The sequence below is a fragment of the Stieleria neptunia genome (genome assembly GCF_007754155.1).
GTDB classification, from domain to species: Bacteria; Planctomycetota; Planctomycetia; order Pirellulales; family Pirellulaceae; genus Stieleria; species Stieleria neptunia.
In genome coordinates, this window is the sequence record NZ_CP037423.1 from 9,117,017 (window position 1) to 9,132,649 (window position 15,633).

Genomic DNA, 15,633 nt, shown 5'->3' on the forward strand with positions numbered 1-15,633 from the left:
CGCCTGCGACGCGATGCTCCTTCCGCACTCGACCGGCTCGACATAGAATCCCGGCTCAGATTGCCGACGCAGGCGTGCCGTCGGCGGCCCCACCCCCCCAACGTTACACCGATTCGTTCGATGACAGCCACCGCGACCGCCCAACGAGCTTATAACTTTTCCGCCGGCCCCGCCGTCTTGCCCGTCTCGGTACTTGAGGAAGTACGCGACGAACTGGTTTGCCTGCCCGGTGCACGCAGTTCATTGCTCGAAATGAGCCACCGTGACAAAACCTTTGTCGACATCCTGCACGACGCCGAAAACAGCCTGCGATCGCTGCTGAACATCAGCGACGACTACGCCGTGCTGTTTCTGCAAGGCGGTGCGGCGCTTCAGTTCTCGATGATCCCCGCCAACCTGCTTCGCGATTCGGGTAAATCGGCGGCCTACATTCAAACGGGCACCTGGGGCAAGAAAGCGATCGCGGAAGCCAAGAAAGAAGGGCCGGTCGAGGTCGTCTACGACGCCTCGGCGTCGAATTTCAACCATGTCCCCGGCCCGCAGGACTACAGCGTCGCCGACGACGCGGCCTACCTGTATTACTGCAACAACGAAACGATCCAGGGTGTTCAATTCCCCACCGAACCCGAATGCCCCTCCGGCGTGCCGCTGGTTTGCGACGCATCGAGCGATTTTCTGTATCGCCCGGTCGACATCAACAAATACGGCTTGTTGTATGCTTGTGCCCAAAAGAACGCCGGCCCGGCCGGTGTGACCGTGGTGGTCATCCGCCGCGACCTGATCGACCGCGGCAGCGTTTCGCTTCCGGGTTACTTGAATTACAAGAACCACGCCGACGCGGACTCCGAATGGAACACGCCGCCGACGTTCGCCATCTGGGTGCTGGGCAAAGTCGCCAAGTGGCTGCAAAACGACATCGGCGGGCTGGCGGCGATGGAAACGCTGAACCGCAAAAAAGCATCGCTGCTCTACGACGCGATCGACCAGTCGGGCGGCTATTACACCGGACACGCCAAACCGGAGTGCCGCTCGCTGATGAACGCGACCTTCACGCTGCCCAACGATGATCTGCAGTCGGCGTTTCTTGCCCAAGCGGCCGAGCGTGACTTGGTCAACCTGAAAGGGCACCGTAGCGTGGGCGGAATCCGTGCCAGCATCTACAACGCGATGCCGATCGAAGGCGTGCAATCGCTGGCAAGCTTCATGACCGATTTCGCATCCAAAAACGCGTGATCTTCGCCGGACCGACGCGGCGGCTGCCTTCGGCGAGCCCCGCAAGGTCCTCGCACTCTCCCCGATCTTTCCTTTCCTCCAACCACAGCAACGCCAGAGATGTACAAGATCCTGACGCTCAATAACATCTCCGTCAAAGGACTCTCACGCCTGCCACGCGACGAATACGAAATCTCGTCCGAGTCGAGTCAGCCGGATGCGATTCTGCTTCGTTCCTTCAAGATGCACGACATGGAGATCCCCGAATCGGTCGCGGCCATCGGCCGTGCCGGTGCCGGCGTGAACAACATTCCGATCGACAAGATGACCAAGCGCGGCGTGCCGGTGTTCAATGCCCCAGGCGCCAACGCCAACGCCGTCAAGGAACTGGTGCTTGCCGGGTTGCTGATGGCATCTCGCAACATCTACCCGGCGATGCAATTCGCGTCGTCGCTGGAAGGGACCGATGCGGAGATTTCCACCGCGGTCGAATCCGGCAAGAAGAACTTTGTCGGTTGCGAATTGCACTCCAAGACCTTCGGCGTGATCGGCCTGGGCGCGATCGGACGCCGCGTCGCCAACGCCGCCAGCGCGCTGGGCATGAAGGTCGTCGGCTACGACCCGCAGATCTCGGTCGAAAACGCCTGGCGACTTTCCCGCAACGTCAAACAGGCGATCAACCTGGACCACCTGTTCTCGCAATGCGACGCCGTCAGCGTTCACGTCCCGCTGCTGGATGTGACGAAAGGACTGGTCAACAAGGCGCGCATCGAGTCGATGAATGACGGCGGTATCATCGTCAACCTCGCCCGCGGCGGCATCTGTGATGACGACGCCGTGATCGCCGCGCTGGACTCCGGCAAACTGAGCGCCTATGTGATCGATTTCCCCACCGGCCAGTTGATCAAGCACCCCAAAGTCATTTCGTTCCCGCACCTGGGTGCGTCGACCGAAGAGGCGGAGGAAAACTGTGCGGTCATGGTCGCCGATCAAGTCCGCGATTTCCTGGAAGACGGCACGGTGACCAACTCCGTCAATTTCCCCGAAGCCGTGATGCCTCGCGAAGGCAGCGGGTGTCGCGTCACGATCGCCAACGCCAATGTGCCCAACATGGTCGGCCAGATCTCAACGATTCTCGCCAACGCGGGATTGAACATCGCCGACCTGTTGAACAAGTCACGCGGCGATTTGGCGTACACCATCATCGACTTAGATGGCAACATCGAAGAGGCGTCGCTGCAAGCCCTGCGAGACATCGACGGCGTGCTCGCCGTCCGCCACCTGCCCGCCAAATAAGGTGGCGTAAGCTTCCAGCTTGCGAAAGTGGCGTAAGCTTCCAGCTTGCGATTCGGGCATGCTCCGCATGCCCACCAACCGTCCGCCACAGCCTCCCCCGCGCCGAAACCGCAAGCCCTTTAAGAGCAAACGACCCAAACTGCGAGTGGTCGGCTGCAACTGCTGCTTCGAGCAGGGCATGGCGGATCTTGTGAAAGATGCCAACCCAAAGGATCTTTCACAAGATCCAGTACCCGAAAACGGCGTAAACTGATTCCTGCGTCTCCCACTTGAGCCAGGAAATCACGCGTGCACAAAACCATCATCCGGACCATCGGCATTCCGTTGGTCACCTTGATTTCATCGACCATTCTGCCGTTCCATTCATCCGCGGCACCACCCTGGAAACGGCATACGATCGACGACACCCGGCGCGGTGCCGATGGGGTGCGACTGGGCGATTTCAACGGCGACGGGCTGATGGACGTCGTCACGGGCTGGGAAGAATCGGGATTGGTCCGGCTGTACCTTCATCCCGGCACGACGAGCGCGGGCGCCCCCTGGCCGATGGCAACGATCGCCAAAGCCAAATCGCCCGAGGACGCCGTCCCGATGGATCTCGACGGTGACGGGCGACTGGACATCGTCAGTTGCCACGAAGGCAAACAACGCCAACTGCTGGTTCATTGGAATAACACGCCCGAGCCGCACTCGAATTCATCACAGTTGCTCCGACAACAGAACTGGACGACCGATCGTTTCAAACAACTCGACGGCGTGATGTGGATGTTCGCCCTGCCGCTGGGCACGATCGACTCGCGGATCGCACTGGTCGCCGGGGCCAAGGGCCCCAAGGCCACGATCACGCTGTTGCTCGGGCCCGCGACCAACCCACGCGATCTGTCATCCTGGACCACCATTCGGCTGCGTGATGCGGGCTGGATCATGTCGCTGCGCGCCGTCGACATGGATCGCGATGGGGACCAAGACATCGTCTTTTCCGACCGTAAGGGCGACCGTCGTGTGGCGGCCTGGCTGGAACAACCCGACGATCCCGATCAGACGTGGACCGAACATGAGATCGCGGGGCAGGGCAGGGAAGTGATGTTCCTGACCGCCACCGCCGAGCGTTGTTTGATCAGCACGCGAGAGGGCGTTTCGCTGGATGGTCGACGGAGCGACAACGGCTGGATCGTGACGCCGCTGCCCAACCCGCCACAAATCAGCATGGGCAAAGCGATCGAAAGCTTTCCCGACGGTCAACTCGTGCTGACGGCCAACACGCATGCCAGTTCCGATCCCGACCGGCCCGGAATCTGGATCCGCGACGTTTCGGGAAACTGGTCCGCGATCGATCCGACGACGCGAGTGAAATTCGATCGGATGGAATTGATCGATCTCGATGGCGACGGCGACCTGGACGTGATGACCTGTGAAGAACGCCGAAACCTAGGCATCATCTGGTACGAGAATCCGGCGAATTGAAATCTCAGCGGAGCAGGGCAGGGGAGTTGGCAGAAAAATGGAGGGCAGAACAATGAGCACTCAGCACTCAAATCATTTTCCTGTCTTCCATTTTTCTGCCATTCCCCGCCCCCTGTTTCACACCCTGTTTCACACCGTCCCCCGCAGAATCGCCTAGACCCCGCGCTCGCGGATTCACTACTGTCGCCAGGAAAGTGTTTCCATCGTCCCCCTGCGTGCGACAGGTCTTGCATTGTCCCCGATCCAACGAATTCGCCCTTGGTTGCTGCCGATCGGAGTGATGGCCTGTCTGGTCGTGATTCTGATGCCGTTGCCGACGGTGATCATGGATTTTTTGTTGGCCGGCAACATCGCGTTGGCGGTGGTGATTCTGTTGACGACGATTCACGTGGCGACGCCGCTGGAGTTCAGCGTGTTTCCGACGCTGCTGCTGGCGACAACGCTGTCCCGTTTGGTGCTGAACATTGCAACGACTCGGCTGATCTTGTCCGACGCGCCCACGGCCGGCGAAGACGCCGCGGGGGGCGTGATTCGCACCTTCGGTCAATTCGTCGCCGGCAATCAGATCGAAGTCGGTTTGGTGCTGTTTTTGATCTTGGTGGTGGTCCAGTTTGTGGTGATCACCAAGGGCGCGACACGGATCAGCGAAGTCGCCGCACGATTTGCGCTCGACGGCATGCCGGGACGCCAATCGGCAATCGACGCCGACTTGAATGCGGGAAACATTGACGCGGCGACGGCGGCGGGCAAACGCGACGACTTGATCGCCGAAGCCGACTTTTACGCCGCGATGGACGGTGCCGGAAAATTTGTCCGCGGCGATGCGGTTGCCGGGCTGGTGATCACCGCAATCAACATCATCGGCGGCCTGTATCTGGGCATCGTCGTCTCGGGCATGGGACTGGCCGATGCCGCCTCCGTGTTCACCAAACTGACCATCGGCGACGGGTTGGTCAGCCAAATCCCATCGCTGTTGATTTCGTTGTCGGCGGGCGTGCTGGTCACCCGCGGCGCCCGGCGAACGAATTTGTCCGACAACTTCGTGACACAATTGTTGGGAAACTCCAAAGCCCTGGTGATCGCGGGCGGTTTTTTATTGGTGCTGGTCATCACGGGACTGCCGCCGATCCCTTTGATTTTGTTGGGCAGCGGTTGTGTGTTGATCGCCACCACGCTTGACCGCAACGCGAAACAACAGGCGGCCCAGGCGCAGCGTGAGCGTGAAACCGAAGCCCAAGCGGCCACGCCGACCCAAAAACGCGTCGAAGACTTCTTGACGGTGGACCCGCTGGAAGTGGCGATCGGATTGGGGCTGCTACCGCTGGCCGACCCGATTCGCGGCGGCGATCTGATGCAACGCATCGCCAGTCTGCGAAATCAGATGGCCGCGGAGATCGGCATCGTGTTGCCCAAGGTGCGGGTACGCGACGACGCGACGCTCGGCCAACAGGAATACGAAATCCGATTGTTCGGTGACTTCGTCGCCCGCGGCGAGTTGCGTGTGGACCGACTGCTCGCCAGCGGTGACGGCAGAACGACCGGAAAACTGGACGGAGAAACGGTGCATGAATTCGGCGGCACGACGTCGATCTGGATTGATCCGGCGGGCCGCGAACAAGCGATGATCTACGGATTCAAGACACGGACGGCACCGGGCGTGCTGGCCGATCACTTGGAACAAGTCGCCCGCGCCCACGCCGACGAACTGCTCTCGCACGACGCCACCAAACACCTGTTGGATGAATTGCGGCAGGTGGCTCCGGCGCTGGTGGACGATTTGGTCCCGGCCCGGCTGTCGATCAATGACGTTCAAAAAGTCTTGCAGGGCCTGCTGCGTGAAGCGATCCCGATTCGGCAATTGGGCATCATCTTGGAAGCGCTCGGTGACGCCGCGGCGCGTTCCAGTGACGCGTCCGAACAGATCGAAAGCGTCCGCCGACGTTTGGCCAGAACACTGTGCTCCCAACTCCGTGACGAACAACGCACGCTGCGAGTCGTCACGCTCGAATCGTCCGCCGCGGAACCGCTGCAACCGCTCAACGGGCCGGCGGGGCAGGGCGAGATCTGGGCGGATGGCCAGGGCGGCACCGGCGCGACGTCTCAATTGGAAATCCGGCACAACAAAACACAAGACGTCACTTGCGACGCGATTCGTCAAGCCGTTAAGAACCTATCCAGTGAAGGTTACCCGCCGGTCCTGTTGGTCGGCCCACACCTTCGACGCCGCGTGAAACAGGTGACCGAAGAAGCCGGAATCTGGACGCACGTATTGTCCACCAACGAAATCACCACCGACACTCAGCTGGAAATTTCCTCGACGGTCGGCCGCCCCACATCCTCCGCCGCCGCTTAGTCCTGACGATCCTCCGCCCCGCCTTTTTACAGCCCACTTGATGCAAGTCAAAATTTTCCGAGCCGCAAATTTGCAAGCTGCCCTGGAGGAGATCCGGGAACAGCTCGGGCCGAATGCATCCGTTCTGCGAACGCGACAGTGCCGTGACGGATGGATGGGTTGGCTGGGCCGAAGCTATGTCGAAGTGACCGCCAGCAGCGGCGACCAGCCGCGCGACGCGGCCGGCATGATGTCCGAAGACACGCATCGCTCCCTGGAACGCCTGGCGGGGATTCAACCTTCTCCCAACACACTTCCGATCGACTCGCGACAAACGCTGTCGGTCGTCGGCCGGATGCCGATCAGCCCCACCGGCTCGACGAGCCCTACCCGGCCGACCGGCGGGACCGGTCTGAACCATTCCCGGTACTCCGACCCCACCGCCGACTATCGCACGGGCCTGATCTCGCTGGGCGTCTCCGAAGCCGTGGCCGACCGCTGGATCCGTTCGACCAGCGGCTTTGTGGCCAACCTGGGCGACCCGGTGGAACCGTCTTGGTTGGAACAGTTGCAACGCAGCGTGGCCCGAGAGATCCGTCTCAGCGGTGCGATCCAGCTCAATCCCGGCGAACGCCGCATCGTGGCACTGATCGGGCCGACCGGCGTCGGAAAAACCACGACGGTGGCGAAGCTTGCTGCCGGGTTCCGCATTCAATCCAAACGACGCGTCGGTCTGTTGACGATCGATACGTTCCGAATCGCCGCCGTCCAACAGCTCCAAGCCTACGCGCAAATCATGGACTTGCCGATGAGCGTGGTCGAATCGACCGACCAGATGCGCGGTGCGATTGACCAACTGGGCGATGTCGATTTGATCTTGATCGACACCGCCGGGCGGAGTCCCAAGGGGGACATGAGCATCGCCGGGCTGGCCGAGTTGTTGCGCACCGCCCAACCGGACGAAACCCACTTGGTCATCAGCGCGACGAGCACCGCCGCGGTGGTCCAATCCGCACTCGACGGATTCGCCGCCGCCAGGCCGACCGCCGCGATCCTCTCCAAACTGGACGAAACCCCTTACACCGCGGGCGTGCTGTCGGCGCTGACGTCCTCACGCGACCGCCTCGGGCTGCCGATCAGCTACGTCACCAACGGCCAGCATGTCCCCGATGACATCGCCGTCGCGACCGCCCAGCGGCTGACCGAACGTTTGATTCCCGCGCCCACCGGCGTGCGGCAGTTCGAAGCCGCCTGAAAGAAACGAACAATAAAACTCAACTCACCATGAGAAACAACCGATAGAGAAAAAGCCGAGGGCTGGGAACTCAAAAGACGACTTGAGATTTTTTTTTGAGAGACCACCTTCGGCGACTGGGTCGACCCCGGCACACACGGACAAGAAAGCTGGACAAGGATTGTCTGGTCGATTGGTCGTGCCCGTGCAGAGAACCGACCCTGAGTGGCGCCGATGATTTTGTTCGCAGCAATGCAACTCGGATCGTCGGCAACAGCGAAAGCGAAAGCGAACCCCAAACATGACCTCGGCGACATGATGTCGTCGGCAGTCGAATTGAAGATCACGGAGGATTGGATGCCAGCCGCAGTTTCAACAGACGATGAAATCCTAGAGGTTTGGAAACGATTCAAACAGACCGAGAAGGATGCGGACGAATACGAACCTCTACGCAATCGCCTCGTCGAGCGGTACATGCCCTTGGTTCGATACAACGGTGAACGCATTTGGCAACGTTTGCCCGATGGCGTCGAACTCGATGACCTGATCAGCGCCGGAATCTTCGGCCTGATGGACGCGATCGATGCCTATGACATGGACCGCGGCGTCAAGTTCGAAACCTATTGCGTGCCGCGAATCCGAGGCGCCATGCTGGACGAACTACGCACCATGGACTGGGTCCCCCGGTTGGTTCGCAGCAAGGCCAGCAAGCTGGCCGTCGCCAAGAAGCAATTGGAAACCAGGTACGGACGTCCTGCGACGGTGCAGGAATTGTCCGAACACATGGAGCTTTCGATCGCCGAAGTCGAAAAGATGGAATCGGACGCCAATGCCGTCGGCGTCGTCTCGCTCAACAAAAAGTGGTACGAGACCGACAGCTACAAGGACGTGCGCGAAATCGACATCCTGGAAGACAAGAAAGGCGAAGACCCGACCCGACGTGTCCAGAAAAACGATCTGATGCGTTTGGTCACCAAGGGACTCAATCGCAACGAACGCTTGATCATCATTCTTTATTACTACGAAGAATTGACGATGAAAGAGATCGGTGCGACACTGGATTTGTCCGAGTCGCGGGTCAGCCAGATGCACACCTCCATCGTCAACCGTTTGCAAACCCAACTGGGAATGCGACGAGTCGAGTTTGGCACGGCGTGACGCTGCTCCAGTCCGTGCGAAGTCCCGCCGACTTCGCCGACGTGTCCTCCGTTTTGCAATTGAGTCAACCGCGTGCGCGTCGCCCACATCATCACTCGCATGATCATCGGCGGCGCCCAGGAAAACACGCTTTTCAATTGCCTGGACTTGATCGAGCATCATGACGACGAAGTGATGCTGATCACCGGGCCGTCGCTGGGGCCCGAAGGCGACTTGCTGCACCGCGCCGGTTTCTTCGCAGATCGAAGCAAACTGCGGGGCAGGGCAGGGGAGTTGCAGATCGAACTGTTGCCGATGTTTCGTCGCAACATCCATCCGCGACGCGATTGGGCCGCCTCCCGGGCGATCCGAAAAACCATCCAAAACTTCCGTCCCGACGTCGTGCACACGCACAGTGCCAAAGGCGGACTGCTGGGACGCAAGGCCGCCTGGTCGCTCGGCGTGCCGGCCGTGATCCATACCGTTCACGGAGCGCCCTTTCACGATTTCCAGCCCCGACTGGCGCGCGAATTCTTCCGACGCTGCGAACGCTTCGCCGCGACCCGCTGCCACCACTTGATTTCCGTGGCCGATGCAATGACAGAACTGATGGTCCAAGCCGGCGTCGCACCGCGAGAAAAATTCACGACCATCTACAGCGGGATGGACGTCGACCCGTTCCTCCGCGCCGACGAGCAGCGACAATCGGTGCGCGAAAAATACCAGATCGCGCCCGATCGCGTCGTGATCGGCAAACTCGCGCGACTGTTTCACCTCAAAGGCCACGACGACCTGATCACCGCCGCGGTCGAGGTGATCGCCCGATGCCCCCAGGCCCTGTTCCTGTTGGTCGGCGACGGCATCTTACGCGCCCCCCTGACCCGACGAATCGAATCGCTCGGCCTGGCCGAGCATTTCGTGTTCACCGGACTGGTTTCCCCCGCCGACGTCCCCCCGCTGATCGGTGCGATGGACGTGCTCGTGCACACCTCGCTGCGTGAAGGCCTGGCCCGAGCATTGCCCCAAGCGTTGATCGCCGGAAAGCCCGCGGTCAGCTACGACGTCGATGGGGCTCGCGAGGTCGTGATCAGCGACGAAACCGGTTTCCTGATCCCGCCACGCGACACCGCCAGATTGGCGGATGCGTTGATCCGCCTGGTCGAAAATGCCCCACTTCGCAAAACGTTGGGCGGGGAAGGGCAGAGGCGATTCACCGAGCAGTTCCGCCACGAGACGATGACGCAGCAGGTTCGCGGCATCTACCAACGCGTTTTGGACCGCCGATCACCCTGAATCACCTCCCGGTGACACTTTGGCTCTAACGGTGTTCGCGGAACGGGGCGAGCGGGCCGTCATTTTTGTGAGCCGCGCGCCGCGTAAGCGGCCGGGCACTGCGACGCTGCCCGAGGCCTTACGGCCAGCGGCTCACCATTGACTCAGCAGATCCCGCCCCAACCGACAACCCGCGAACCGTCCGGTCGCGTTTCAAAAACACCGCGTTTGGCGTCAAAGTCGACGGCAGGGGGCGCAAGCCCTCCGGTGGTTTGCGTCACCGCGTGACCTGAATCGGTCGCTCACGGCCAGCCGGCGGCCAATTCCCCGGCTTTCGCGATTGCCACGACGTCAACTATGATGCCAGCCGGCAGGGTCTGGTAAACTCTGCCGGCCCCGACAGCCCCCCCGATGAGACGATCGCGGGGCCCGCTGGAACTCCGACACACTGCCATTTGTCCGATCGGTAACCGATGACCAAGACCCGAGATTACTACGGCCCGTACCGATTGACCCGTCTGATTCGCTCCGGCTCGACCGCGGAGGTCTGGGAAGCGATCCACGAACACGACCAGGAACGTTTCGCGCTCAAGATCCTGAAAGGGCAGATGGCCAAGGACAAAAACGAAGTCAATCTGCTCAAGCACGAATTCAACGTCGGCAAGGACCTGCAAAACAGCCCCCGGATCATCAAAATCCTGGATTATTCGATCGCCAACGATCGGCCGTTCCTGGTCCTGGAACTGTTCAGCGAACTGAACATCAAACAGGCACTTCGACGCGGCCCCGACTCGCTCGCCTTCATGCTCGACAAGATCATCGAACAGGCCGGCGAGGGCATTTATTACATGCACACCCGCAACTGGATCCACCTGGACCTGAAACCCGACAACTTCCTGGTCAGCCGCGACGGCGAAACCAAACTGATCGACTTCACGATCACCGAAAAGAAAAAGACCGGGCTGAGCAAGATCTTCCATCGCAAAACCCTGGCCAAGGGAACCCGCAGCTACATGGCACCCGAGCAGATCCGACGCAAGGTCTGTGACGAACGAACCGACATCTATTCCTTCGGCTGCGTCCTGTTTGAAATGGCCACCGGCAAGCCTCCCTTTACCGGCGACACCCCGAACGATTTGCTCAACAAACACCTAAACGCCTCGATCCCCAGTGCGATCGCCTACAACAACAACGTCACGAAAGAATTCGCCGATCTGATCAAACGCATGATGGCCAAATCGGCATCCGCCAGGCCGGGTTCGATGTGGGACTTCTTGAAAGAGATCCGCTCGATCCAACTCTGGAACAAACGCCCACGCAAGCCGGAAATTAGCGTCTTCGACAGCATGCCCGGTATCCGTGGCGCCGATGACATGCTTCGCAAACCATCGGCTGCAGACCTAAACGACGAAGAAGAGGATTGACAATCGATGGCCGGACCCGGACTCGATTTTGAAATCGAAATCGCCGAACTTGAAACCCGTATCAGCACGCTTCAGCGACAGACCGAACGCAGCGAAGCCGCCGAAGGCGAATTGCGGTCGCTGCGGACGGACCTTGCCAAACAATTGCGCGACGTCTACTCCTCGCTCGATCCGTGGCAAACCGTTCAAGTCGCCCGACACAAGAACCGCCCCTACACCAAGGACTACCTGAACCTGGCGTTCGACGATTTTGTCGAACTCCATGGCGACAAACACTTCGGCGATGACCGGGCGATGCTGGCCGGATTCGCCAAATTGGATCGCTTCAAAGTCATGGTGCTCGGCCACCAAAAAGGACGCACCTACAAAGAACGCGCCGCCTGCCACTTCGGCTGCGCCCACCCCGAAGGCTATCGCAAGGCGATGGTCAAAATGCGTCTGGCGGAGAAATACAAACTGCCACTGATCTGCTTCATCGATACACCCGGCGCCTATCCCGGCATCGGTGCCGAAGAACGCGGCCAGGCGCAAGTGATCGCCGAAAGCATGTTCAAAATGAGCCAGCTGAAAACGCCGATCATCTGCATCGTGATCGGTGAAGGCGGATCCGGAGGCGCATTGGGAATCGGTGTCGGAGACCGGATTGCCGTGATGCAACACGCCTACTACAGCGTGATCAGCCCCGAAGGTTGCGCCGGCATCCTCTGGAAAAGCCACGAACACGCGCCCAAAGCCGCCGCCGCACTCCGCTTCACCAGCGATCACCTCAAACGCCTCGGCGTGGTCGATGACGTGCTCGATGAACCGCTTGGTGGAGCCCACCGGGATCATCACCAAATGGCCACGCGACTCAAAACCTACCTCTCCAAAACGCTCGGCGAGCTGGAAACCAAGTCCGTCGATCAGCTGCTCGAATCACGCTACGACAAATTCCGACGCATCGGAGTCTTCCTCGAAGAGGCCTCCTGATCGCCGGTCGAAAAATCGACGCCCGCAAGCGACACCCAGAGCCCGAGCGCCCTGCGAAAGGAGTCACCCTCCCTGCCAGGGAGGGTCGAGCGCAGCGAGGGGAGGGTCGACCGGTCGTCGCTGAGCGATTCCGAGCCACTTAGACCCTCCCCGCTCCGAGCGCACACTCCTCCGCGCCCCTCCCAAAGGACGGCGATTGTAAAAGTGGCGGATTTGACCGTCGCGGAAGTCGCTAAGCCTTTCGCAGCGCCCGCCCTCTCTGGCGTTTGCTTGCTGCGCAAACGCCGTCTCTCCCAGAGGGAGAGAATCTAAATCGGTTACAAAATCCTGCAGAAAACGAATCGGCGTCCCGAGGGAGAGAATCTATTTGGTTGCCAAAAGCTGCCGTTATACAATCGATATCCCGAGTCTACCGTAACGTCATTCATCGACCATCCGCTTCGCTCCGGCCGACCGGCAACACGACGTTTATTCCACGGCGGTTTCGTCCTCACCGCCAGACGCCGTCTCGATCCCCCAAGCCCGCAAGATCTCGGTCGTCGAAACTCCGAAGCCGAAGACACCAGCCTTCGGATCGTCGTCTGCGCCGCCTTCCTCGGCAGGCGATCCCAGGTGAACGCCGACGACATGCCCCTTGTCGTCCAGCAGCGGAGCGCCGGGAGTCGCCTGCAGAGAGAGCCTGGAGTTGGCAAACCGGTACGCGATTCGGCCATCACCATCCACCTCGGTCACCGTTGCTTGATGAGCCACCCGGCTCGGCGAGGCCCCCGCGTAGACCGCCGTCGCCATCCAAACGGTGTCGCCGACTTGGGGAGCCTCGGTTGCCAGTGGCAAGGGTCGAATCCCCCGAGCCAAGGCGCCCGTCGAGACGGCGACCAGATCACGCGCCCAGCGGTCGTCATCCGATGCGTCGGCGTCTTCGAACTCAATGATCTCCCTCAGCTGTCGCATCGCATCGGCGGCACCGAACGCTTCGCTGACCATGATCTTTGTGACGCCACTGCGAGCGGCGTCGGCTGCGTCACGGTTGACGACGGGATCGGATTGCTGAAGCGCCGGATGCAGCGGCATGATCATGACCGGAGCATCACCGGGCTCCAAGTGGACCGCAAACGCGGTCGCGAGAATCACGTCGGGATCGATTTGAATTTCGTTGACCGCCACGTAAGGACGCCAGATCGTGAAATCACGAACCGACGGCCCGCGGTAGGGATCGGCAACGGCGGGAGAGTTGGCGCGCTGTCGGGTCGAGGCACCGAAATCGGACTCCGATGAGCAACCGACCAGGGCGAGAGCGAGCAACAGACCGGCCCCCGACAGCCGAGCTGTCGGGGGCAACATTTCCATGATCTTCAAGATGCAATTCCAAGTAGCAAAACGAAACAATCAAAAAGTTAGAGTTCGCTTTCGGCGTCGATGATGGCTTCATCTTCCGCCTGAATCTCTGCGGCGACGTCGGTGTCAATCTCGGGCGGGGCAGGGCCGCCGCAGCCGATCATCGGCATCACCAAACACGCGATGAATACGATCAACGCAAGACGGGTACGTCCTGATTGAAGAGGAACGTTGTAGAACATAGGATCAATCCTTTCAGGGTGTTGGACAGTATTAATTGACGTGGTTTTCTTCAAGAGACTCTCCATCGTCAACGACGCACAGATTCTTCCAAATCGTTGCATCGACGTTGAAGTTGTAGAACTGCACCGATCCGTCGCAGAGGGCGGCGTGAACACCGACGTGCGCGGCGCCGAAGTAATGATTCCAGTTGGTCGATCCGCCGGCATCGCGATCGGGAGCATACGCATCGTTGTCCGATTTGGGCGGAAAGTGCCAACGGATCGTATCGGTATCCCAACCCGCGTTGTTCCAGCGTTCGTTGTCTCCACCGTCAAGTCCATGCTCGGTATAGGGCAGTGACTTTTCGGCGAACACGATGCTGTGGGTCAGGCCGTCACGGATATCAGCCAGGCGACGTTTGTCACCGTCTTTGGCCCAGATGATGGCACCGGCGCGTTTCTTGATCAGGCCTCCGTTGGATCGACTGCGGGTCGAAACCGCGGGTGCACCGAGCGGAGCTTCGGGAATGAAGTTGACGGCCGTGTCGGGTCGGCCGTGGTAGAAACCGCCGTTTCCGGCGTAATCCACCCGACCAAATTTCGCACTGCCATATCCGGTCGGCGCCCGCCGGGTGGGACAGTAGTAGACGGGGATCAGCACTTGGGCGACGTCGTCTTCGCGCGAATTGTTCGGACGATTCGGCCACCAAGGCGGATCATTGGTCGCCAAGTCGTAGACGGCGGCCTGCTCCAGGAACGGCAGAATCCGCCACTGTGCCGACCATCCCGCGCGGTTCGCCGCTCGGCAGCACGCGTCGGACGTCCGACCGGACGGGTTGCTGGTGCCGGGATCTCCGTCCCAGGGCCCGGGCGGCAATTGCTTGTACGTACTTTCGTAGTTCAGAGTCGCGAGTGCAATTTGCTTCATGTTGTTGCTGCACTGCATTCTGCGAGCCGCTTCACGGGCAGCTTGCACTGCCGGCAACAGCAGCCCGACCAAGATTCCGATGATCGCGATAACGACCAGCAACTCAACCAGCGTAAAACCGCCGGATGCCATTCGCTTCGAACCGCGCGCTCGCGTTGTTGTGTTCGATCGAATGTAACTACCTGACCACATTGTTGTCTCCTGTAAGTGATAACTGTGGTGATTCAAAATTGTTTTAAGGGTAAATCGATTCTCGTGCCGTTGATGGCAACGTGGTTCACTCAAACGGACCAATCGTTGTGATGAACAAGATGAAGCTCGGCCGACAGGCGCCGAAGCATTCGAGAAGAAGAGGGTTCATCGAGAGAGCTTGCTTGGTCTGGTGCGATACGGTAGCGACCTGATCTCGATTCAAAAGACGAGTTCAAAACTCTTGTGGCATATTCATCCAAACCACGTCAAAGTCTTCGCCAGTTTCTAACAATCACGAGACCGCATGCCGGGGGCGAAGAAGCCCACCTGCTGACGCATGCGACGGTCAACCGAGTGCAGGACTGAAACAACAGCGAACGCGCCCAGACATGCGTGGTCGCAAACATCGGTTGAATCTCAAACCGACCTGCACACCGCTGCATGAAGCTCTGGTGAATGTTCCATCGAGTAACTGTGTGAACTGTGTGAATAACGGCAACGTCGCATTGATCAAGTTTTTGCGATCGCTATTCTCCGCCGCGTCGGCCCAGACCGATTAACAAGACGCACCACTACAAACACGTTGCCGCGTCGCTCCACATACAACCATTCACCAC

General features: G+C 60.1%; 13 protein-coding genes. 10 read left to right on the forward strand and 3 right to left on the reverse strand.

The genetic code is table 11. The features are described 5' to 3' along the window. Nucleotides 1-120: 120 nt before the first annotated feature. The 9 genes from serC (at nucleotide 121) to Enr13x_RS31895 (ending at nucleotide 12,340) form a co-directional block, all read left to right on the forward strand. A complete protein-coding gene (serC, locus tag Enr13x_RS31855; protein WP_145390939.1) occupies nucleotides 121-1,233 on the forward strand; it encodes a 3-phosphoserine/phosphohydroxythreonine transaminase in 1,113 nt (370 codons plus the stop codon). 99 nt (nucleotides 1,234-1,332) lie between these two features. Continuing rightward, nucleotides 1,333-2,508 (forward strand): phosphoglycerate dehydrogenase, encoded by a 1,176-nt coding sequence (locus tag Enr13x_RS31860; protein WP_145390940.1) that lies wholly within the window; start codon nucleotides 1,333-1,335, stop codon nucleotides 2,506-2,508. A 288-nt stretch (nucleotides 2,509-2,796) separates the two neighbouring features. Continuing rightward, entirely contained in the window at nucleotides 2,797-3,972 is a 1,176-nt protein-coding gene (locus Enr13x_RS31865; RefSeq protein WP_145390941.1) for an FG-GAP repeat domain-containing protein, read from the forward strand. Nucleotides 3,973-4,204: 232 nt separating this feature from the next. Further along, nucleotides 4,205-6,325, forward strand: a complete 2,121-nt coding sequence (locus tag Enr13x_RS31870; protein WP_145390942.1) for a flagellar biosynthesis protein FlhA — start codon at nucleotides 4,205-4,207, stop codon at nucleotides 6,323-6,325. Nucleotides 6,326-6,365: 40 nt separating this feature from the next. Beyond that, the gene (locus Enr13x_RS31875; protein ID WP_145390943.1) at nucleotides 6,366-7,559 is read left to right on the forward strand and encodes a flagellar biosynthesis protein FlhF; all 1,194 of its coding nucleotides are present in this window, start codon (nucleotides 6,366-6,368) and stop codon (nucleotides 7,557-7,559) included. A 315-nt stretch (nucleotides 7,560-7,874) separates the two neighbouring features. Continuing rightward, nucleotides 7,875-8,696 (forward strand): FliA/WhiG family RNA polymerase sigma factor, encoded by an 822-nt coding sequence (locus tag Enr13x_RS31880; RefSeq protein ID WP_095739298.1) that lies wholly within the window; start codon nucleotides 7,875-7,877, stop codon nucleotides 8,694-8,696. A 72-nt stretch (nucleotides 8,697-8,768) separates the two neighbouring features. After that, nucleotides 8,769-9,968 (forward strand): glycosyltransferase family 4 protein, encoded by a 1,200-nt coding sequence (locus tag Enr13x_RS31885; RefSeq protein WP_145390944.1) that lies wholly within the window; start codon nucleotides 8,769-8,771, stop codon nucleotides 9,966-9,968. Between the two features lie 452 nt (nucleotides 9,969-10,420). Further along, a complete protein-coding gene (locus Enr13x_RS31890; protein ID WP_145390945.1) occupies nucleotides 10,421-11,371 on the forward strand; it encodes a serine/threonine protein kinase in 951 nt (316 codons plus the stop codon). A 6-nt stretch (nucleotides 11,372-11,377) separates the two neighbouring features. Next, entirely contained in the window at nucleotides 11,378-12,340 is a 963-nt protein-coding gene (locus tag Enr13x_RS31895) for an acetyl-CoA carboxylase carboxyltransferase subunit alpha (protein WP_145390946.1), read from the forward strand. 468 nt (nucleotides 12,341-12,808) lie between these two features. Here the strand turns inward: Enr13x_RS31895 and Enr13x_RS31900 are convergent, their stop codons facing one another. The 3 genes from Enr13x_RS31900 to Enr13x_RS31910 are packed head-to-tail and all read right to left on the reverse strand — an operon-like array spanning nucleotide 12,809 to nucleotide 14,956. Continuing rightward, on the reverse strand, nucleotides 12,809-13,696 hold the full coding sequence (locus Enr13x_RS31900) for a serine protease family protein (protein ID WP_145390947.1): 888 nt from the start codon (nucleotides 13,694-13,696) through the stop codon (nucleotides 12,809-12,811). Between the two features lie 38 nt (nucleotides 13,697-13,734). Continuing rightward, a complete protein-coding gene (locus tag Enr13x_RS31905) occupies nucleotides 13,735-13,971 on the reverse strand; it encodes a hypothetical protein (protein ID WP_145390948.1) in 237 nt (78 codons plus the stop codon). Beyond that, nucleotides 13,949-14,956: a DUF1559 family PulG-like putative transporter gene (locus tag Enr13x_RS31910; RefSeq protein WP_145392805.1), complete on the reverse strand. Its 1,008-nt coding sequence runs from the start codon at nucleotides 14,954-14,956 to the stop codon at nucleotides 13,949-13,951. The genes Enr13x_RS31905 and Enr13x_RS31910 overlap by 23 nt, the downstream gene beginning before the upstream one ends. Nucleotides 14,957-15,405: 449 nt before the next feature. Between Enr13x_RS31910 and Enr13x_RS38510 the strand changes: the two genes are divergently transcribed. Then, nucleotides 15,406-15,576, forward strand: a complete 171-nt coding sequence (locus Enr13x_RS38510) for a hypothetical protein (RefSeq protein WP_197455503.1) — start codon at nucleotides 15,406-15,408, stop codon at nucleotides 15,574-15,576. Nucleotides 15,577-15,633 lie beyond the last annotated feature (57 nt).